20 protein-coding genes and 5 tRNA genes are annotated in these 18,349 nt (G+C 71.9%); 6 read left to right on the top strand and 19 right to left on the bottom strand.

What is annotated here, in order from left to right:
- Window positions 1-139: 139 nt before the first annotated feature.
- Window positions 140-1,912: a DAK2 domain-containing protein gene (locus SGLAU_RS23680; RefSeq protein WP_043504365.1), complete on the bottom strand. Its 1,773-nt coding sequence runs from the start codon at window positions 1,910-1,912 to the stop codon at window positions 140-142.
- Between the two features lie 264 nt (window positions 1,913-2,176).
- Here SGLAU_RS23680 and rpmB point away from each other — a divergent pair, with 264 nt between their 5' ends.
- A complete protein-coding gene (gene rpmB / locus SGLAU_RS33875) occupies window positions 2,177-2,362 on the top strand; it encodes a 50S ribosomal protein L28 (RefSeq protein WP_003993230.1) in 186 nt (61 codons plus the stop codon).
- Between the two features lie 117 nt (window positions 2,363-2,479).
- Here the strand turns inward: rpmB and thiD are convergent, their stop codons facing one another.
- Together thiD and SGLAU_RS23665 are read right to left on the bottom strand one after the other, a co-directional pair.
- On the bottom strand, window positions 2,480-3,298 hold the full coding sequence (gene thiD / locus SGLAU_RS23670; RefSeq protein WP_043504364.1) for a bifunctional hydroxymethylpyrimidine kinase/phosphomethylpyrimidine kinase: 819 nt from the start codon (window positions 3,296-3,298) through the stop codon (window positions 2,480-2,482).
- The gene (locus SGLAU_RS23665) at window positions 3,295-4,260 is read right to left on the bottom strand and encodes a thiamine-phosphate kinase (protein ID WP_043504362.1); all 966 of its coding nucleotides are present in this window, start codon (window positions 4,258-4,260) and stop codon (window positions 3,295-3,297) included. Before SGLAU_RS23665 ends, thiD begins: the two co-directional genes overlap by 4 nt.
- 227 nt (window positions 4,261-4,487) lie before the next feature.
- Between SGLAU_RS23665 and SGLAU_RS23660 the strand changes: the two genes are divergently transcribed.
- Entirely contained in the window at window positions 4,488-4,721 is a 234-nt protein-coding gene (locus tag SGLAU_RS23660) for an Lrp/AsnC family transcriptional regulator (protein ID WP_003997603.1), read from the top strand.
- A 20-nt stretch (window positions 4,722-4,741) separates the two neighbouring features.
- Entirely contained in the window at window positions 4,742-5,239 is a 498-nt protein-coding gene (locus SGLAU_RS23655; protein ID WP_043506943.1) for a DUF3515 domain-containing protein, read from the top strand.
- Window positions 5,240-5,346: 107 nt separating this feature from the next.
- Here SGLAU_RS23655 and SGLAU_RS23650 read toward each other — a convergent pair whose 3' ends face one another.
- Genes SGLAU_RS23650 through SGLAU_RS23640 form a run of 3 tightly spaced genes read right to left on the bottom strand, consistent with a single transcriptional unit; the run spans window position 5,347 to window position 8,368 of the window.
- Complete coding sequence (locus SGLAU_RS23650; RefSeq protein ID WP_043504361.1) at window positions 5,347-6,504, bottom strand: D-alanine--D-alanine ligase family protein; 1,158 nt, start codon at window positions 6,502-6,504, stop codon at window positions 5,347-5,349.
- A gap of 59 nt (window positions 6,505-6,563) precedes the next feature.
- Window positions 6,564-7,574, bottom strand: coding sequence for an NAD(P)H-dependent glycerol-3-phosphate dehydrogenase (locus SGLAU_RS23645; protein ID WP_043504360.1), 1,011 nt, complete (start codon window positions 7,572-7,574; stop codon window positions 6,564-6,566).
- Window positions 7,571-8,368: a lysophospholipid acyltransferase family protein gene (locus SGLAU_RS23640; protein ID WP_043504359.1), complete on the bottom strand. Its 798-nt coding sequence runs from the start codon at window positions 8,366-8,368 to the stop codon at window positions 7,571-7,573. The genes SGLAU_RS23645 and SGLAU_RS23640 overlap by 4 nt, the downstream gene beginning before the upstream one ends.
- 154 nt (window positions 8,369-8,522) lie before the next feature.
- On the opposite strand from SGLAU_RS23640, the gene cofC reads away from it, so the two are divergent.
- Complete coding sequence (gene cofC / locus SGLAU_RS23635; RefSeq protein ID WP_043504357.1) at window positions 8,523-9,161, top strand: 2-phospho-L-lactate guanylyltransferase; 639 nt, start codon at window positions 8,523-8,525, stop codon at window positions 9,159-9,161.
- Between the two features lie 9 nt (window positions 9,162-9,170).
- Entirely contained in the window at window positions 9,171-9,374 is a 204-nt protein-coding gene (locus tag SGLAU_RS23630) for a hypothetical protein (protein ID WP_043504356.1), read from the top strand.
- Between the two features lie 87 nt (window positions 9,375-9,461).
- On the opposite strand, the gene SGLAU_RS23625 is transcribed toward SGLAU_RS23630, so the two are convergent.
- The 4 genes from SGLAU_RS23625 to leuC all read right to left on the bottom strand — a co-directional run bounded on the left by SGLAU_RS23625 (window position 9,462) and on the right by leuC (window position 12,826).
- Window positions 9,462-10,151, bottom strand: coding sequence for an HU family DNA-binding protein (locus tag SGLAU_RS23625; RefSeq protein WP_043504355.1), 690 nt, complete (start codon window positions 10,149-10,151; stop codon window positions 9,462-9,464).
- A 137-nt stretch (window positions 10,152-10,288) separates the two neighbouring features.
- Window positions 10,289-10,519 (bottom strand): hypothetical protein, encoded by a 231-nt coding sequence (locus tag SGLAU_RS23620; RefSeq protein ID WP_043504354.1) that lies wholly within the window; start codon window positions 10,517-10,519, stop codon window positions 10,289-10,291.
- A 276-nt stretch (window positions 10,520-10,795) separates the two neighbouring features.
- On the bottom strand, window positions 10,796-11,389 hold the full coding sequence (gene leuD, locus SGLAU_RS23615; protein ID WP_043504353.1) for a 3-isopropylmalate dehydratase small subunit: 594 nt from the start codon (window positions 11,387-11,389) through the stop codon (window positions 10,796-10,798).
- 6 nt (window positions 11,390-11,395) lie between these two features.
- Window positions 11,396-12,826 carry a 3-isopropylmalate dehydratase large subunit gene (gene leuC, locus SGLAU_RS23610; protein ID WP_043504352.1) on the bottom strand — a complete coding sequence of 477 codons (1,431 nt, stop codon included), beginning with the start codon at window positions 12,824-12,826 and terminating at the stop codon, window positions 11,396-11,398.
- Window positions 12,827-13,023: 197 nt separating this feature from the next.
- Between leuC and ndgR the strand changes: the two genes are divergently transcribed.
- Window positions 13,024-13,740 carry an IclR family transcriptional regulator NdgR gene (gene ndgR, locus SGLAU_RS23605; RefSeq protein WP_026278050.1) on the top strand — a complete coding sequence of 239 codons (717 nt, stop codon included), beginning with the start codon at window positions 13,024-13,026 and terminating at the stop codon, window positions 13,738-13,740.
- A 238-nt stretch (window positions 13,741-13,978) separates the two neighbouring features.
- Here ndgR and SGLAU_RS23600 read toward each other — a convergent pair.
- The 9 genes from SGLAU_RS23600 to SGLAU_RS23560 all read right to left on the bottom strand — a co-directional run bounded on the left by SGLAU_RS23600 (window position 13,979) and on the right by SGLAU_RS23560 (window position 17,987).
- A tRNA-Glu gene (locus SGLAU_RS23600) sits at window positions 13,979-14,051 on the bottom strand.
- A 28-nt stretch (window positions 14,052-14,079) separates the two neighbouring features.
- Window positions 14,080-14,151, bottom strand: a tRNA-Gln gene (locus SGLAU_RS23595).
- A gap of 20 nt (window positions 14,152-14,171) precedes the next feature.
- Window positions 14,172-14,244 (bottom strand) — tRNA-Glu (locus SGLAU_RS23590).
- Between the two features lie 29 nt (window positions 14,245-14,273).
- A tRNA-Glu gene (locus SGLAU_RS23585) sits at window positions 14,274-14,346 on the bottom strand.
- A gap of 41 nt (window positions 14,347-14,387) precedes the next feature.
- Window positions 14,388-14,459, bottom strand: a tRNA-Gln gene (locus tag SGLAU_RS23580).
- Between the two features lie 91 nt (window positions 14,460-14,550).
- Entirely contained in the window at window positions 14,551-15,282 is a 732-nt protein-coding gene (locus tag SGLAU_RS23575) for an HAD family hydrolase (protein ID WP_043504350.1), read from the bottom strand.
- 137 nt (window positions 15,283-15,419) lie between these two features.
- Window positions 15,420-16,901 (bottom strand): glutamate--tRNA ligase, encoded by a 1,482-nt coding sequence (gltX, locus tag SGLAU_RS23570; RefSeq protein WP_078957859.1) that lies wholly within the window; start codon window positions 16,899-16,901, stop codon window positions 15,420-15,422.
- Window positions 16,894-17,679, bottom strand: a complete 786-nt coding sequence (locus SGLAU_RS23565) for a fumarylacetoacetate hydrolase family protein (protein ID WP_043504348.1) — start codon at window positions 17,677-17,679, stop codon at window positions 16,894-16,896. The genes gltX and SGLAU_RS23565 overlap by 8 nt, the downstream gene beginning before the upstream one ends.
- 119 nt (window positions 17,680-17,798) lie before the next feature.
- Window positions 17,799-17,987 carry a hypothetical protein gene (locus SGLAU_RS23560; protein WP_043504347.1) on the bottom strand — a complete coding sequence of 63 codons (189 nt, stop codon included), beginning with the start codon at window positions 17,985-17,987 and terminating at the stop codon, window positions 17,799-17,801.
- Window positions 17,988-18,349 lie beyond the last annotated feature (362 nt).

The raw sequence follows: 18,349 nt of genomic DNA, 5'->3' as shown, positions 1-18,349 counted from the left end.
GGGACGCGCGGGCGCAGGGGGGTGCTCCGACTCGGGCGGGCTCCGGCTCGGGCGGGCTCCGGCTCGGCCAGGCTCCGGCTCGGGCGGGCTCCGGTGCGCGCACGCGGCCCGCGCGGCCGTGCTCCGCGCGGGCCCGCCCCTACTCCACGCCGATCAGCAGCAGCGCCCCCTGCCGCCCGCCGCGGTACACCACCGTGTCCACGGCCAGGTAGGCCTCGCGCACCCGGGACTCCAGGTGCTCGGCGACGGTCTCGGGCACCTCGTCGGCGAGCACGATGGTGACCAGCTCGCCGCCGGCCGCGAGCATCCGGTCCAGGACGGTCCGGGCGGTGGCGGTGACGTCGGAGCCGATCAGGGCCACGTCCCCGTCGATGAGCCCGAGGACGTCGCCGGCCTGGCAGATCCCGGCCGTGGTCCAGGACCGCTCCGCGGCGACGGCGACCTCGGCGTAGCGGGTGGCGCCCGCCGCGGACGTCATCGCCACGACGTCCTCGTCGAAACGGCGCTCCGGCTCGTGCACCGCGAGCGCCGCGATGCCCTGCACCGCGGAGCGGGTGGGGATGAGGGCCACCCGGATGCCGTCCGCGCGGGCCTGCTCGGCCGCCGCCGCGGCGGTGTGCCGCAGCTCGGCGTCGTTGGGGAGCAGGACGACCTCGCGCGCGTGGGCGCGGCGTACCGCGTGCAGCAGTTCTCCGCTGGCGGGCGGTTCCCCGGGGCGCGCGAGCACGGTGGTCGCGCCCGCCTCGGCGTACAGCCCGGCCAGGCCCTCGCCCGGGACCACGGCCACCACCGCGCGCTGGGCCCGCTCCGCGGGCGGGCGTTCGCCGCGCGCGGTGTGCACGTCGTCCGCGCCGAAGTGGGTGATGCGGATCCGGTGGGGCCGGCCTGCCTCGACGCCCGCCTCGACGGCGGCACCGGCGTCGTCCACGTGCACGTGGACGTTCCACAGCCCGTCGCCGCCGACCACCACCAGGGAGTCACCGAGCGCGTCCAGCCGCTGCCGCAGCCGCGCCACGGCGGTGTCGTCGGCCTCCAGCAGGTAGATCACCTCGAAGGCGGGGCCGCCGCCCGCGGGGACCACCGCGCCTTCCGGGCAGGTCTGCCCGTCGTTCCCGGCGGGCTCCTCCACGCCGGCGGGCTCCTCCACGCGCGCGTGCCCCCCGGCCGGAGGGACCGCCACCTCGCCCGGTGCCTCCCCCGTGCAGGTCTCCACCAGTGCCCCGAGCACCGCCACGAGCCCCCGCCCCCCGGCGTCGACCACTCCCGCGCGCTCCAGGACGGCGAGCTGCGCGGGGGTGGCGGCGAGGGCGGCGCGCGCCCCGTCGTAGGCGGCCCGCGCCACGGCGCCGCAGCCGTCCGCGCCCGTCGCCGCTTCCGCCGCTTCCGCGGCGGCCGAGGCGACGGTGAGCACGGTCCCCTCCACGGGGTGGGCGACGGCCTGGCGGGCGGAGTCGGCGGCGCGGCGCAGGGCGAGCCGGAGCCCGGGGCCGTCGGTGTGCGGGGCGGTGTCGTCGGCGGCGAGCACCTGGGCCATGCCGCGCAGCAGCTGGGCGAGGATGGTCCCGGAGTTGCCGCGCGCCCCGATCAGGGCCCCGTGCGCCATCGCGCGCACGGCCTGCGCGAGCGACGGCCGCTCCGCACCGCCCGCGCGCGTCCCCGCGCCGGCCACCCGCGTCCCCGCGCCGGCCACCCGCGTCCCCGTTCCGGCCGCGTGGCCCGCGAACACCGCCTCCACGGCGGCGGCGGCCGACTCGACGGTCAGATACAGGTTCGTGCCGGTGTCGCCGTCCGCCACCGGGTACACGTTGATCGCGTCGATCTCCTCGCGCGCCCGCCCGAGGGCCGTGAGCGCGAGCCCGCACCAGGTGCGCACCGCGAGAGCATCGAAGAATGTCTGCGGCACCTGCGCCACCTGCGCCTCCCTGAGCTCCTGGACTGATCGCAGCGTAGACCGAGGCCCGGCGGCGGCCGGAAGAGGGCCGGGGCGGGCCCCGGACCAGCCATGGTAGTTTCGTTCTACGGGCGCAGCCGTTGTATGCTGCTCCGGTTGCCCGATCCGATCGGGCTTTCCCCCTGGCAGCGCCACTCAGATTTCAGACTGCTCGTAGAGCCTGAGATCTTGATCCCGGCATGCCGGGATCAACCGTAAGTGCATCTGAAGTCTTTGGAGTGACCCGTGGCTGCCAACTGCGACGTCTGCGGCAAGGGGCCGGGCTTCGGCAACAACATCTCGCACTCGCACCGCCGTACGTCCCGCCGCTGGAACCCGAACATCCAGCGTGTGCGTACCGTGGTCGGCGGGACGCCGAAGCGCGTGAACGCTTGCACCTCGTGCATCAAGGCCGGCAAGGTCTCGCGCTGACGCTCAGCTGAGCGCGCGGCCACTGCCGGTTCGCTGTGAGAAGCCGGTCCACCTCGGTGGACCGGCTTTTTGCTGTACCCGCGGGGGCGTGAGCCGGTGCCCCGCCCCCGCGCGGCGCTACTCCCCCGCCCCGGGGGTGCCCTGGGCCCGCGACAGGGCCCAGCCGTGATCCACCGGGCCGATGCCGCCGCCGAGCGCGAAGCCGGCCGCGATGGCCCCGGTGACGTACTCCTTGGCCGCCCTCACCGCCTCCGGCACGGTGTGGCCCAGCGCCAGGTGGGAGGCGATCGCCGAGGCGAGGGTGCAGCCCGTGCCGTGGGTGTGGCGGTTGTCGTGCCGGGGCGCGCGCAGCCAGTGCTCCTCGGAGCCGTCGGTGAGCAGGTCGACGGCCTCCCCGGCCAGGTGGCCGCCCTTGATCACCACCCAGCGGGGACCGTACGCCAGGACGGCCTCGGCGGCCTGGCGCAGCTGCGCCTCGGACTCGACCCGGACGCCGGTGAGCTGGGCGACCTCGTCCAGGTTGGGGGTGGCGACGGTGGCGACCGGCAGCAGCTCGGTGCGCACGGACTCCAGCGCGGAGGCCGCCAGCAGCGGGTCCCCGTGCTTGGAGACGCCCACCGGGTCGACCACCGCCGGGGCGTCCGTCGCGGAGATCAGACCGGCGACCGCCTCGACGAGCTCCGCCGAGGCGAGCATCCCGGTCTTCACGGCCTGGACGCCGATGTCGTCGACGACGCTGCGGTACTGCGCCCGCACCGCCTCCACCGGGAGTTCCCAGGCGCCCTGGACGCCCAGCGAGTTCTGCGCGGTCACCGCGGTGACCACGCTCATCCCGTGGACCCCGAGCGCGAGCATCGTCTTCAGGTCGGCCTGGATGCCGGCGCCGCCGCCGGAGTCCGAGCCGGCCACGGTCAGCACTCTCGGCGGCACGGTCACGACTCCATGTCCCCGAAGTGGTCCCAGCCGCCCTTGCTGGTCCAGGGCGCCCCGTCCACCGTCACCTGCGGCAGCGCGGAGGGGTGCAGCACCTCGCCGATGACCTTCCAGCGGGCGGGCAGCTTCACGTCCGGCGGGAAGGTCGCCACGATCGCGTGGTCCTCGCCGCCGGTCAGCACCCACTGGAGCGGGTCCACGCCGACGGCCTGCCCGATGTCGTTCATCTGGGAGGGGATGTCGATCGCGCCGGAACGGATGTCGATGCGCACCTTGCTGGCCTCCGCGATGTGCCCGAGGTCGGCGATCAGCCCGTCGCTGACGTCGCACATCGCGGTGGCGCCGAGCCCGGCCGCGGCGGGTCCCGCGTGGTAGGGCGGCTCGGGGCGCCGGTGCGCCTCGACGAAGGCGCGCGGCGAGCGGAAGCCGCGGGAGAGCACCGCGTAGCCCGCGGCGGACCAGCCGAGCCAGCCGGTCACCGCGACGAGATCGCCGGGCTGGGCCCCGCCGCGCGTCACGGGCTCCTGGTTGCGCAGATCGCCGAGCGCGGTGATGGACACGGTGATGGTGTCGCCGCGTACGACGTCCCCGCCGACCACGGCGGCGCCCGCGACCTGGCATTCGTCGCGCAGGCCGTCCATGAGCTCGCTGGGCCAGGTCACCGGCAGCTCGGCGGGCACGACCAGGCCGAGCAGCAGCGCGGTCGGCACCGCGCCCATGGCGGCGATGTCCGCGAGGTTCTGCGCGGCGGCCTTGCGGCCGACGTCGTACGCCGTGGACCAGTCGCGGCGGAAGTGCCGGCCCTCCACGAGGATGTCGGTGCTGGCCACGACCCTGCGGTCGGGTGCGGCGACCACCGCGGCGTCGTCGCCGGGGCCGACCCGCACCGCCGGGGTGGTGGTGAGACGGGAGGTGAGCTCCCTGATGAGCCCGAACTCCCCGAGCTCACCAACAGTGCCCTTCATTGCCCTTACGCCCCTTCTGTCCTCGTGCATGCCCGGTCGCGCGTCACCAGTGTCCTCGATCCGGCCGGCGTGGCCGTCGGCGCGGTGCCCGGTACGTCAACCTCCGCGGTGCCGCCACCCCGGCGCGCGCGGCCGGCTTCCCGCAGGTCTCCCCGCGGCGTGCGACGACGCGATACCGTGGCGTTCCTTTCCCCCCGCATGATCCTCGTGGCCGCCCTGGAGGTTCCGTGGTACAGGCGTACATCCTGATCCAGACGGAGGTCGGCAAGGCGTCGACCGTCGCCGAGACGATCAGCAAGATCCCTGGAGTGATCCAGGCCGAGGACGTGACGGGCCCGTACGACGTCATCGTGCGCGCGCAGGCCGACACCGTCGACGACCTGGGCCGCATGGTGGTCGCCAAGGTCCAGCAGGTGGACGGCATCACCCGCACCCTGACCTGCCCGGTCGTCCATCTGTAGCCCCCGTCTACCCTGTGCCGGTGAACTCTTTCCGTCACCGGCTCATCGGCCTGCCCGCGCTCGCCCTGCTGATCGCCACCGCGGGCTGCTCCTCAGCAGACGACAGCGCCTCGGTGGCGGTTCCCAGTCCGGACGCGACGGTGACCGGGCTGTGCCGGAAGCTGGACGAAGCGCTGCCGGGGAAGGTGGCCGGTCTGAGCCGCAAGGACCCTGAGCCCCGTTCCGCGCTGACCGCGGGCTGGGGAAACCCGGAGATCATACTGCGCTGCGGGGTGCCCCGGCCGCCCAAGATGATCGACCCCAAGGTCGCCGAGGGACGGGACCCGGACGCGGTGCCGGGCGGGGTGAACGGGGTCGACTGGCTCCAGGAGAAGGCGGACGGCGGCTTCCGGTTCACCACCGCGAACCGGCGTGCCTACGTCGAGGTCCGCGTGCCGGAGGACGCCGACAGCTCGGGAGCGCTGATCGACCTCGCGCCGGCCGTGAAGTCGGCGATCCCCGCGGGGCTCGCCGACTAGCCAGGGCCTGTCGTTCGGATCACCCCGGCGTCGCGGCGCTCCGGACCTCAAGCCGGGCTGATCCGAACGAAAGGCCCGGGGCCTGCGAGGTTTCCCCGGCCGTCAGGTCACCGCAGTCCCGTGGAACGGCGGAGCGCCGCCTGGATCAGCCGGTCGACCAGCTCGGGGTAGCCGATGCCGCTGGCCTGCCACATCTGCGGGTACATCGAGATGGGCGTGAAGCCGGGCATCGTGTTGATCTCGTTGATCACGAACTCGCCGTCCTCGGTGAGGAAGAAGTCCGCGCGCACCAGGCCCTCGCAGGACGCGGCGTCGAACGCCGCCACCGCGAGCCTCTGCACCTCGGCGGTCTCCTCCGCGGTCAGCGGGGCCGGGACGACACCGGGCGTGGAGTCGATGTACTTGGCCTCGAAGTCGTAGTACGCGTGCGCGTCCGGCGGCGGGATCTCGGCGGGCACGGAGGCGCGCGGCCCGTCCTCGAACTCCAGGACGCCGCACTCGATCTCCCGGCCGCGCAGCGCGGCCTCGACCAGGATCTTCGGGTCGTGGCGGCGGGCCTCGGCGATCGCCTCGTCGAGGCCGGAGAAGTCGTCGACCTTGGTGATGCCGATCGAGGAACCCGCGCGCGCGGGCTTCACGAACAGCGGCCAGCCGTGCTCGCCCGCGAAGTCGGCGATCCGGCGCCGGGCACCGCTCTCGTCCCGCTCCCACTCGCGCGGCCGGATCACCAGGTACGGGCCCACCTTCAGCCCGAACGACTCGAAGACCCGCTTCATGTACTCCTTGTCCTGGCCGACGGCCGAGGAGAGCACACCGGAGCCCACGTACGGCACCCCGGACAGCTCCAGCAGGCCCTGGAGGGTGCCGTCCTCGCCGTACGGGCCGTGCAGCACCGGGAAGACCACGTCGACCTCGCCCAGCGCCTTGGGCACCGAGCCGGGCTCGCTGTAGACGACCTCGCGGCTGGCGGGGTCGACGGGGAGCACCACGCCGCCCTCGGTGGACTCGGCCAGGTCGTCGACGCTCGGCGTGCGGCGGTCGGTGATCGCCATCCGCTCCGGATCGTCGGCGGTGAGCGCCCACCGGCCGTCCTGGGTGATGCCGATCGGCAGGACGTCGTAGCGCGTCCGGTCGACGGCCTTGAGGACGGCGCCGGCGGTGACCACGGAGATCCCGTGTTCGGAGCTGCGCCCGCCGAACACGACGGCCACGCGCGGCTTGCGAGGCGGCTGCTCAGGGCTCTGGGGGAGGTTCTCGGTGCTCATATCGCGATGAGAGTACCCGGAGGCGGGGTCCCGGGGCAGCGTCCGCCCCGCGGGGTCGCTCAGCGTCGCTCGGGCTTCGCACTGCGCGACATCAGCTCCTCGAGGGCGACCACCGGCGGCTTGCCCTCGTGCACGATGCCCACGACGGTCTCGGTGAGGGGCATGTCGACGCCGTGCCGGCGGCCCAGATCCAGCACCGACTGGCAGGACTTGACGCCCTCGGCGGTCTGCCTGGTGACCGCGATGGTCTCCTGGAGGGTCATGCCCTTGCCGAGGTTGGTGCCGAAGGTGTGGTTGCGCGACAGCGGCGAGGAGCAGGTGGCCACCAGGTCACCGAGGCCGGCGAGTCCGGAGAAGGTCAGCGGGTCGGCGCCCATCGCCAGGCCCAGTCGGGTGGTCTCCGCGAGGCCCCGGGTGATCAGCGAGCCCTTGGCGTTGTCGCCGAGACCCATGCCGTCCGCGATGCCGACGGCGAGGCCGATGACGTTCTTCACCGCGCCGCCTAGTTCGCAGCCGACGACGTCGGTGTTGGTGTACGGGCGGAAGTACGGGGTGTGGCAGGCGGCCTGGAGCCGCCGGGCGACGGCCTCGTCGGTGCAGGCGACCACGGAGGCGGCCGGCATCCGGGCGGCGATCTCGCGGGCGAGGTTGGGCCCGGTGACCACGGCGGTCCGGTCCTGGCCGACCTTGGCCACGTCGTCGATGACCTCGCTCATCCGCATGGCGGTGCCGAGTTCGATGCCCTTCATGAGGGAGACCAGCACGGTGTCCGGGGCCAGCAGCGGCACCCAGGCGGCCAGGTTGCCGCGCAGCGTCTGCGACGGGACGGACAGCACCGTGAAGTCGGCGCCGGCGGCGGCCTCGGCGGGGTCGGTGGTGGCCCGCAGGTTCTCCGGGAGCCGGACGCCGGGCAGGTAGTCGGGGTTGGCCCGGGTCGAGTTGATCGCTTCGGCGACCTCCTCGCGGCGGGCCCACACGGTGACCTCGCAGCCCGCGTCGGCGAGCACCATGCCGAAGGCCGTGCCCCACGAACCGGCGCCGAACACCGCCGCCTTGACCGGCTTGCTCACTTGCCCTGCCCTTCCGTCCGCTGCCCCTGCACCTGCTGTGCCCGCGCCTGGGCCCGGGCCTGCGCCTGGGTGCGCCGTCGCTGCTCGACGCGTTCGCGCTTCGGGTCGTAGGGCGTCTCGGGCGCCTTCTCGCCGCGGATCTCCTCCAGCTGGCGGGTGATCGCGGCCATGATGACCTCGGTCGCCTCCCTGAGGACGTCCGCGGTCATGTCCTTGTCGTAGAACCGGGAGAGGTCCACGGGCGGGCCGGCCAGCACCCGGCTGGTCTTGCGCGGGAAGAGGTTCGGCTTCTTGGCGTACGGCGGCAGCAGTTCGTTGCAGCCCCACTGGGCGACCGGGATCACCGGGCACTTGGTGCGCAGGGCGACCCGGGCGGCGCCGGTCTTGCCGGTCATGGGCCAGCCGTCGGGGTCGCGGGTCAGGGTGCCCTCGGGGTAGAAGGCGACGCATTCACCGCGTTCCACGGCGTCGATCGCGGCCCGGAAGGCGCTGAGCGCGTCCGTGCTCTCGCGGTAGACGGGGATCTGCCCGGTGCCACGCATCGCGGCACCGACGAAGCCCTTCTTGAAAAGCCCGCTCTTCGCCAGGAACCGCGGCACACGACCGGTGTTGTACTGGAAATGCGCGTACGCAAAGGGGTCGACGTGCGAATTGTGGTTCACCACGGTGATAAATCCGCCCTCGGCCGGAATGTGCTCCATTCCACGCCAGTCCCGCTTGAGCAGAACCACCAGCGGCGGTTTGCAGATCACCGCGGCGAAGCGGTACCAGAACCCGATTCTGCGGCGGGGCACGCGGACACCTTCCTCTAGGGCTGCCACCAGGCCCGGGGGCCGCACAAGTGTCGCCCCGGACCGCCGGTCTGTCGAGAACACCGTACGCCCCGGCAGCCGGGCCACCCGATGGCCCGGGGGACAATATCGGCGACCGGAGAGGGGCGCGACGCTCGTGCAGTGGACCTTGGTGATACCCCTGAAGCCCTTGGCACGGGCGAAGAGCAGGCTGGCGGACACCGCCGCCGCGGGGCTGCGCCCGGGTCTCGCCCTGGCGTTCGCCCAGGACACGGTGGCCGCGGCGCTGGCCTGCGCGGCGGTGCGGGATGTGGCCGTCGTCACGGACGACGCGCTGGCCGGGCGGGAGCTGGCGGCCCTGGGCGCCCGAATCGTCCCCGACGAACCGGGCGGCGGCCTCAACGCCGCGCTGGAGCACGCGGCGGCGGCGGTCCGCGCGGAGTGCCCGGAAAGCGCCGTGGCCGCCCTGAACGCCGATCTCCCGGCGCTGCGGCCGGCGGAACTGGCCCGGGTCCTGGCGGCGGCCGCGCAATTCCCGCGCGCTTTTCTCCCGGATGCCGCGGAAATCGGAACGACACTGCTGGCCGCCCGGCCCGGCCGGGAATTGCAGCCCGCGTTCGGCCCGGATTCACGGGCCCGGCACCGCGCGACCGGCGCGGTGGAACTGGAGCTCGCCGGGGTGGATTCGGTACGGCAGGACGTGGACACCGGGGCCGATCTGCGGACCGCGCTCGCGCTGGGGGTGGGCGCCCGTACGGCGGCGATGGCCGCGCGCCTGCTGATCCCCGGGCAGTAGGCTGCCGTCATGCAGGCGACCGCATACACGTACGACGCCGAGACGCGCAGCGGACAGGTGCTGCTCGACGACGGCACGCCCGTCCCCTTCGACGCCGCCGCGTTCGACGCGGGGGGACTGCGGCTGCTGCGGCCCGGGCAGCGGGTGCGGATCGAGACCGCGGGCGAGGGCGAGTCCCGCACGATCACACTGGTGACGCTGCAGACCTTCTGACCGGCACGTCGTCCGTGTCCGCACACGCCGCGGGCCGGACTCCCCGGGGAGTCCGGCCCGGCGCGTGAGTGCCCCTGTGGCCTGCCCTTACTTCTTGCGGGCGGTGGCCTTCTTGGCGGTGGTGGTCTTGCGGGCGGACGACTTCTTGGCGGGCGCCTTCTTGGCCGTCGCCTTCTTCGTCGCCGGGGCGGTCTTGGCCGTCGCCTTCGTGGCCGTGGTCTTCTTCGCGGCGGTGGTCTTGGCGGCGGCGCCCGTGGTGGCGGCCTTCTTGGCGGGTGCCTTCTTCGCCGTGGTCTTCTTCGCCGTGGCCGTGGCCGTGGTCTTCTTCGCGGCCGGCGTCGCCTTCTTGGCGGTGGTCTTCTTCGCGGCCGTGGTCTTGGTGGCGCTCGCCGTCTTCTTGGCCGCGGCCTTCTTGCCCGCGGCCTTGGCGATGGTGGGGGGCGGGCCGGAGAGGCTGCCCTTGGGGGCCTTCTTGACCGCGATGTCACCCTTGGGCAGCTTCTTCGAGCCGCTGACCAGGTCCTTGAAGCCCTGGCCGGCGCGGAAGCGCGGCACCGAGGTCTTCTTCACCCGAACCCGCTCGCCGGTCTGGGGGTTCCGGGCGTAGCGCGCCGGACGGTCGACCTTCTCGAACGAACCGAAGCCGGTGACAGAGACCCGCTCACCTGCGACGACCGCGCGGACGATGGCGTCCAGTACGTGGTCGACGGCATCGGCGGCCTGCTGGCGGCCGCCCATCTTGTCGGCAATCGCTTCTACGAGCTGCGCCTTGTTCACGTCTTCCCCTTCGGAGACATCGCCAGAACGAAAGTGTTCAAGCTTTTTCGCACGTTAGGCAGATATATACCGCAAATCAAACACGAAACGGGCTAATCACCCTCGTGCCGCAACCGACTCGGCAGTCCCGGACGTGCTCAGCCGTCCCCTTCGGGGAATCGCCCCTCGTCGAGGTCGGCGGTGAACCGCTCCAGACGCCTTGTCGCATCGGCGAGATCGTGCTTGGCCGCGGCCGTGATGACCAGCAGCTTCCGGGTCAGCGCCACCCGTACGCCCTCCGGGACTTGCAGTGCGCGCACCCTTGCGTGCGCTCTCTTGAGTTGGTCCGCGACTGCCGCATAGAGCTCGAGTTGGCCGTCGTGTTCCATGCACAGATTGTGCCATCTGGGGCGAGTTGTCGCCTGCCCGGGGGGCAACTGCCGCCTCGAACGGCCCTCCCGGCGGCCGGCCCCGCCGCGCCGCCATCGACCGCCTACCCCTGCAACCACCGCTCTAACGTGGGAAGTTGAGGCCGGGCCGCGGCCCGGGCGACGCTCCGCGAGCACAAAAACGGCTGTACCCCCGATCGGGCCGATCGGGGGTACAGCCGGGGTGTTGGGTGGCCGAAACTCGACCTTGCGGAGGACCTGGCGGCCTCCAGGAGATCACACCTGGAGCGTCCGCGGCTTGTAGGCGGGGCGCTTCGCCTCGTACGCCGCGATGTCCTCCTCGTTCCGGAGGGTGATGGAGATGTCGTCCAGCCCGTTCAGCAGCCGCCAGCGGGAGTTCTCGTCCAGCTCGAAGGCGGCGGTGATGCCCTCGGCGCGCACCTCGCGCGCGACCAGGTCGACGGTGATCTCCGCCTGCGGGTCCGCCTCGGTCAGCTCCCACAGCGCGTCCACGGTCTGCTGCTCCAGGACCACGGTGAGCAGGCCGTTCTTGAGCGAGTTGCCGCGGAAGATGTCGGCGAAGCGGGACGAGATCACGGCCTTGAAGCCGTAGTTCTGCAGCGCCCACACCGCGTGCTCGCGGGAGGAGCCGGTGCCGAAGTCCGGGCCGGCGACCAGCACCGTGGCGCCCTGCCGCTCGGGCCGGTTGAGCACGAACGCGGGGTCCTTGCGCCAGGCCTCGAACAGTCCGTCCTCGAACCCGTCCCGGGTCACCTTCTTGAGCCAGTGGGCGGGGATGATCTGGTCGGTGTCGACGTTGCTGCGGCGCAGCGGGACGGCCCGGCCGGTGTGCGTGGTGAAAGCTTCCATGAGTGATCAGACTCCAGCGGGCGTACGGGTCTCGGCGTCGGACAGGTCGGCCGGGGAGGCGAGGTGTCCCAGGACGGCCGTCGCGGCCGCGACCTGCGGTGACACCAGGTGGGTGCGGCCGCCCTTGCCCTGCCTGCCCTCGAAGTTGCGGTTGGAGGTGGAGGCGGAGCGCTCGCCCGGGGCCAGCTGGTCCGGGTTCATGCCCAGGCACATCGAGCAGCCCGCGTGCCGCCACTCGGCGCCGGCCTCCTTGAAGACCACGTCCAGACCCTCGGAGACGGCCTGCAGACCCACCCGCGCGGAGCCCGGGACGACCAGCATCCGTACCCCGTCGGCGATTTTGCGGCCGCGCAGGATCTCGGCGGCGTTGCGCAGGTCCTCGATGCGGCCGTTGGTGCAGGAGCCTACGAAGACGGTGTCCACCCTGATGGAGCGCAGCGGCTGGCCGGCCTCCAACCCCATGTACTCCAGGGCCTTTTCGGCGGCGAGGCGCTCCGAGGCGTCTTCGTACGAAGCCGGGTCGGGGACGGACGCCGAAAGCGGCGCGCCCTGGCCCGGGTTGGTGCCCCAGGTGACGAACGGGGACAGCTCGGCGGCCTCGATGACCACCTCGGCGTCGAACTCGGCGTCGTCGTCGGTCCGCAGCGTCTTCCAGTACGCGACCGCGGCGTCCCAGTCGGCGCCCTCGGGGGCGTGCGGACGGCCCTTGAGGTACGCGAAGGTGGTCTCGTCGGGGGCGATCATGCCGGCGCGGGCGCCGGCCTCGATCGACATGTTGCAGATGGTCATCCGGGCTTCCATCGAGAGCTTCTCGATGGCGGAGCCGCGGTACTCCAGGACGTAGCCCTGGCCGCCGCCGGTGCCGATCCTCGCGATGATCGCGAGGATCAGGTCCTTGGCGGTGACGCCGTCGGGCAGCTCCCCGTTCACCGTGATCGCCATGGTCTTCGGGCGGGCCATGGGCAGCGTCTGGGTGGCCAGCACGTGCTCGACCTGCGAGGTGCCGATGCCGAACGCCAGCGCGCCGAAGGCGCCGTGGGTCGAGGTGTGGCTGTCGCCGCAGACGACGGTCGTGCCGGGCTGGGTCAGGCCGAGCTGCGGGCCGACGACGTGCACGACGCCCTGCTCGACGTCGCCCAGCGGGTGCAGCCGGACACCGAACTCCGCGCAGTTTTTGCGCAGCGTCTCCAGCTGGGCCCGGGAGACCGGGTCGGCGATGGGCTTGTCGATGTCGAGGGTCGGGGTGTTGTGATCCTCGGTCGCGATGGTGAGGTCGAGCCGGCGCACGGTGCGCCCGCTCTTGCGGAGGCCGTCGAAGGCCTGCGGGCTGGTCACCTCGTGCAGCAGGTGCAGATCGATGTAGAGGAGGTCGGGCTCGCCCTCGGCGCGCCGGACGACGTGGTCGTCCCAGACCTTCTCCGCGAGTGTCCTACCCATCGCTTTCCCTCCGGCCGGCAAAGGTGCGCCGACCCAACTAGAGATCTTGAGGAAGCGGCGCCCGCGCCCCTGGATACGGGCGTCCGCCGCCAGGCCCGTCACCTGTGCGGGCCGCTGTGCCTTCGTGACATCCAGGGTGGCGTGTTCCACGGAAAATTGAACTTGCGTTTCACAGAGTGAGACGCAAGTATCGTTGCATGGACAACAGTAGCGGCGTCGGCGTTCTGGACAAGGCGGCCCTCGTCCTGAGCGCCCTGGAGTCCGGTCCGGCCACCCTCGCGGGTCTGGTCGCGGCCACCGGACTGGCACGACCCACGGCCCACCGCCTGGCCGTGGCTCTGGAACACCACCGCATGGTGGCGCGTGACATGCAGGGCCGGTTCATCCTCGGGCCCCGCCTGGCGGAACTGGCCGCGGCGGCCGGCGAGGACCGCCTCCTCGCGACGGCCGGCCCGGTGCTCACCCACCTCCGGGACGTCACCGGCGAGAGCGCGCAGCTCTACCGCCGCCAGGGCGACATGCGCATCTGCGTCGCCGCGGCGGAGCGTCTGTCCGGTCTGCGGGACACCGTCCCGGTCGGCTCGACGCTGACCATGAAGGCGGGCTCGTCCGCGCAGATCCTCATGGCCTGGGAGGAGCCCGAGCGCCTGCACCGCGGTCTGCAGGGCGCCCGCTTCACGGCGACGGCCCTGTCGGGCGTGCGGCGCCGCGGCTGGGCCCAGTCGATCGGCGAGCGGGAGCCGGGCGTCGCGTCCGTCTCCGCGCCCGTGCGCGGCCCCTCCAACCGCGTGGTGGCCGCCGTCTCGGTCTCCGGCCCCATCGAGCGCCTGACCCGCCACCCGGGCCGGATGCACGCCCAGGCGGTCATCGACGCCGCCGCCCGCCTCTCCGAGGCCCTGCGCCGCTCGGGCTGACGCCCGCGGGGACCGGTGGGAGAGCGCGCCCCAACGCCGCGGCACGCTCTTCCGCCGGCACCACCGGCCCGCAGGGACACCGAACACGAACGGTGACGGGGCGCATCCGGGGGGTGTGCGTACGGCGCGTCCCCGGGCCGCGCCCGGCATGCCGAAGTCCTGGCACCGCGCGCCCACTTGATATCCGCCGTGGACGCCGAAAGGGGCCCTCGCCGAAGCGAGGGCCCCTGGGGACTCGTACCCCCGACCGGATTCGAACCGGCGCTACCGCCTTGAGAGGGCGGCGTGCTAGGCCGCTACACAACGGGGGCGTGGACTCTGCGTTTCCGCAGGTCCGAGCTGGTCTACCTGGACTCGAACCAAGACTAACTGAACCAGAATCAGTCGTGCTGCCAATTACACCATAGACCAATGTGGTTTAGACCAGTCAGTACCCCCGACCGGATTCGAACCGGCGCTACCGCCTTGAGAGGGCGGCGTGCTAGGCCGCTACACAACGGGGGCCCTAGCGATCATCTCGTGAGAGATCACCGTACCCCCGACCGGATTCGAACCGGCGCTACTGCCTTGAGAGGGCAGCGTGCTAGGCCGCTACACAACGGGGGCTTTGTGGATCAGATCCACGGTTGCGGATGAAGCTCCGCGAGCTGGCCTACCTGGACTCGAACCAAGACTAACTGAACCAGAATCAGTCGTGCTGCCAATTACACCATAGGCCACTGGAACGCAAGCCCCCTAGGGGGATCTTGTTCTAGTTCGCTCCTCCGGTTCCCGGCCTTTCGGCCCGTCCCCGGCGGCGCAGAAAGAACATTACCCGAAGGTGGACGGGGCTCCAAAACGGCTTTCCGCGCGGAGCAGCGCCGGGAGTTCCGAGAGGGACACGATCCGGTGCGGACCGGACGGAACCACCACGGCGGCGGAGCCGCCCGGCCGGTCGATCCAGACCGACAGCAGCCCGGCCTCGGCCGCGCCCCGGCCGTCGATCTCCGGGTGGTCGCCGACGTAGGCGACCTGCTCCGGAGGCAGCGACAGCGCCTCGCAGGCGGCGAGGAAGGCGCCTGCCTCGGGCTTGGAGACGCCCAGTTCGGCGGCGCACAGGACGGCCTCGAAGCGGTGGCGGACGCCGAGCGCGCGCAGCTTGCGGTCCTGGACGGTGAGGCTGGAGTTGGAGAGCACCGCGTGGCGGTGGCTGGCGGCCAGGGCGTCGAGGACGGGCAGCACGTCCGGGAACAGGGCCCAGACGGCCTCGTAGTGGGCGAGGTAGCGCTCGAACCAGGCGTCGGCCTCCGCGTCCGTCAACGGCCGTTCCAGGAAGTCGCGGACCCGGTCGCGGCGCTGGCCCTCGAAGGAGACCCGGCCCGCCGCGAAGCGCGCCCAGTGCCGCGCGGTGAGGTCCTTCCAGCGCGCAAGGGCCCGCTCCGGGCCGCCGTGCCGGTCCGGCAGGCCCTCGGCCGCCAGGTGGGCGCGCATGCCCTCGCGGTCCGCGGTCGCATAGTCGAAGAGCGTGTCGTCCACGTCCCAGACCACGGCACGGATGCTCATGCCCCGACGGTAACGCCCGGGTACCGGACCCGTCAGCCGGTTGCCGCGGTCCCGCGGCCCGGGCCGGGGCGGGTGTGACGGACGCGACAGGGGCGGCACCCGGAGACCGGGTGCCGCCCCTTCAGGCGCCGTGGGTCCTACGCGGCGAGCTTCGCCAGCGCCGCGTCGATGCGGGCCAGGGTCTTCTCCTTGCCCAGGATCTCCAGGGACTCGAAGAGCGGCAGGCCGACCGTGCGGCCGGTGACGGCGACCCGGACCGGGGCCTGGGCCTTGCCGAGCTTGAGGCCGTGGGCCTCGCCGGCGGCCAGGACGGCCTCCTTCAGGGATTCGGCGGAGGTCCAGTCGGCGGCCTCCAGCTTCTCCCGGGCGGTGCGCAGCAGGGCGTCGCTGCCCTCCTTCATCGCCTTGGTCCAGCTCGGCTCGTCGAAGACCGGCTCGGGCAGGAAGAGGAAGTCGACGTTGTCGGTGATCTCCGACAGGACCTTGAGGCGGGTCTGGGCGTGCGGGGCGATCGCCTGCCACCGGTCCTCGTCGAAGTCCTCCGGCGCCCAGGGCGCGAAGGGGGCCTTCAGCCAGGGGCGGCAGCGCTCCGTGAAGTCCTTCACGTCCAGCAGGCGGATGTGGTCGCCGTTGATCGCCTCGCACTTCTTGAGGTCGAAACGGGCCGGGTTGGGGTTCACGTCCTGCACGTCGAAGGCCGCGACCATCTCGTCCATCGTGAAGATGTCCTGGTCGGCCGAGAGGGACCAGCCCAGCAGGGAGAGGTAGTTGAGCAGGCCCTCGGGGAGGAAGCCGCGCTCGCGGTAGAGGTTGAGCGAGGACTGCGGGTCGCGCTTGGAGAGCTTCTTGTTGCCCTCCCCCATGACGTACGGCAGGTGGCCGAACTGCGGGATGCCCTTGGCGACGCCCAGCTCGATCAGCGCCTTGTACAGCGCGATCTGGCGGGGGGTGGAGGAGAGCAGGTCCTCGCCGCGCAGGACGTGGGTGATCTCCATCAGGGCGTCGTCGACCGGGTTGACCAGGGTGTACAGCGGGGCGCCGTTGGCGCGGACGATGCCGTAGTCCGGGACGTTCTCCGGGGTGAAGGTCAGCTCGCCGCGGACCAGGTCGGTGAAGGTGATGGTCTCGTCCGGCATGCGGAAGCGGACGATCGGCTCGCGGCCCTGGGCCTTGTACTCCTCGACCCGGGCGGCGGACAGCTCGCGGCAGTGGCCGTCGTAGCCGGACGGCCTGCCGGCGGCGCGGGCGGCCTCGCGGCGGGTGTCCAGCTCCTCCTGGGAGCAGTAGCAGTGGTACGCGTGACCGGCGTCCAGCAGCTTTCGCGCGACGTCCTTGTAGAGGTCCATGCGCTGCGACTGGCGGTAGGGCGCGTGCGGGCCGCCGACCTCGGGGCCCTCGTCCCAGTCGAAGCCGAGCCAGCGCATCGAGTCGAGCAGCTGATGGTACGACTCCTCCGAGTCGCGGGCCGCGTCGGTGTCCTCGATGCGGAAGACCAGGGTGCCGCCGTGGTGCCGGGCGAAGGCCCAGTTGAACAGGGCGGTGCGGACCAGGCCCACGTGGGGGTTACCGGTGGGCGAGGGACAGAAACGGACGCGTACGGAGCCGGGTGCGCTAGCCACGCTTGACAACCTTGTTGGTGAGAGTGCCGATGCCTTCGATGGTGACGGCGACCTCGTCGCCGACGTTCAGGGGTCCGACCCCAGCCGGGGTGCCGGTGAGGATCACGTCGCCGGGGAGCAGCGTCATGGCCTCGGAGATGTTGACGATCAGCTCCTCGATGGAGTGGATCATCTCGCTGGTCCGGCCGAGCTGGCGCTGTTCGCCGTTGACCGTGAGCTGGACGGTCAGGTCGGAAGCCGCCTCGAGGTCCAGCCCGGTCTCCACCCAGGGGCCGAGCGGGCAGGAGGTGTCGAAGCCCTTGGCCCGCGCCCACTGCTTCTCGCGCTTCTGCACGTCCCGCGCGGTGATGTCGTTGGCGCAGGTGAAGCCGAAGATCACGTCCTTGACGCGCTCGCGGGGCACCTCGCGGCACATCCGGCCGATCACGACGGCCAGCTCGGCCTCGTGGTGCAGTTCCTCGGTGAAGGAGGGGTACTGGATGTCGTCTCCGGGGCCGATGACGGAGGTCGACGGCTTGAAGAAGGCGAAGGGGGCGTCGGGGACCTCGTTGCCCAGCTCGCGCGCGTGCTCCGCGTAGTTGCGGCCGAAGGCCACGACCTTGTTGGGGAGCACCGGCGGCAGCAGCCTGACCTTGCTCAGCGGCACCTTGGTGCCGGAGAGCTCGAAGTCCGTGAACGGGATGCCCTTGATGATGTCGAGGACGAGCTCGTCCGGCTTGTCGCCCTCGACCGCGCCGAAGGCGACGTTCCCGTCGATGGAGAACCTGGCGATGCGCACGGGATGCTTTGCCCCTTGACTGAGCTGGCGGGAGTCTGACGCTCCAGGCTAGCGCGGTACGCAGCGGGCGCCCCGCGCATCGTGCGCGGGGCGCCCGGGTGGATCGGTCTCCGGTGCGGCTACTGGGCCGAGGAGGCGCCCACCGGGATCTCCATGAGGACCGTACGCTTGGGGTTGGCCGTCTGGGACGGCAGCTCGACGGGGTGCTCCGGCTGCACCGGGGTCTGCAGTTCGTCGGCGCCCTTCAGGTGCGCCAGCGTCGTGCGCCGCGGGTTGGCGATCTTGTGGAACATCGTCGTCGTCTTCACGGGTGTCCTCGGTCGGTGGTGGTCGGAATGCCGCTCTTGTCAGAACCCTGACTCCTGTAAAGCGTCAGGCTAAACATGCGGATTCCCGTCAAACGGCGGAAGCGCTCATGAACCGCGTGTGAGTTTGCTCACGAACTCACCCACAAAACGGTCAATCCAGGCAGGCAGCTCATGCCAACGAAACGGACATTCGGCATTTGAAGCGACCATTCCGCTCCTGATCATGGCGACTGGGACACCGTGAACGCCTCGACGACTCGTAGGCAAATGTCCGTTATAAGGCGGAGCCAGCTGCACATCTCGTGACGCGCCCCTCACGAGCTGTCACGGAGGTCACAGCATGACCCACTGGCCTTGTTGGA

Source organism: Streptomyces glaucescens (assembly GCF_000761215.1).
In the GTDB taxonomy this organism is placed as follows: Bacteria; Actinomycetota; Actinomycetes; order Streptomycetales; family Streptomycetaceae; genus Streptomyces; species Streptomyces glaucescens_B.
Note: the sequence above shows the minus strand (reverse complement) of the source record. Positions and strands in the feature narration are given on the sequence as shown.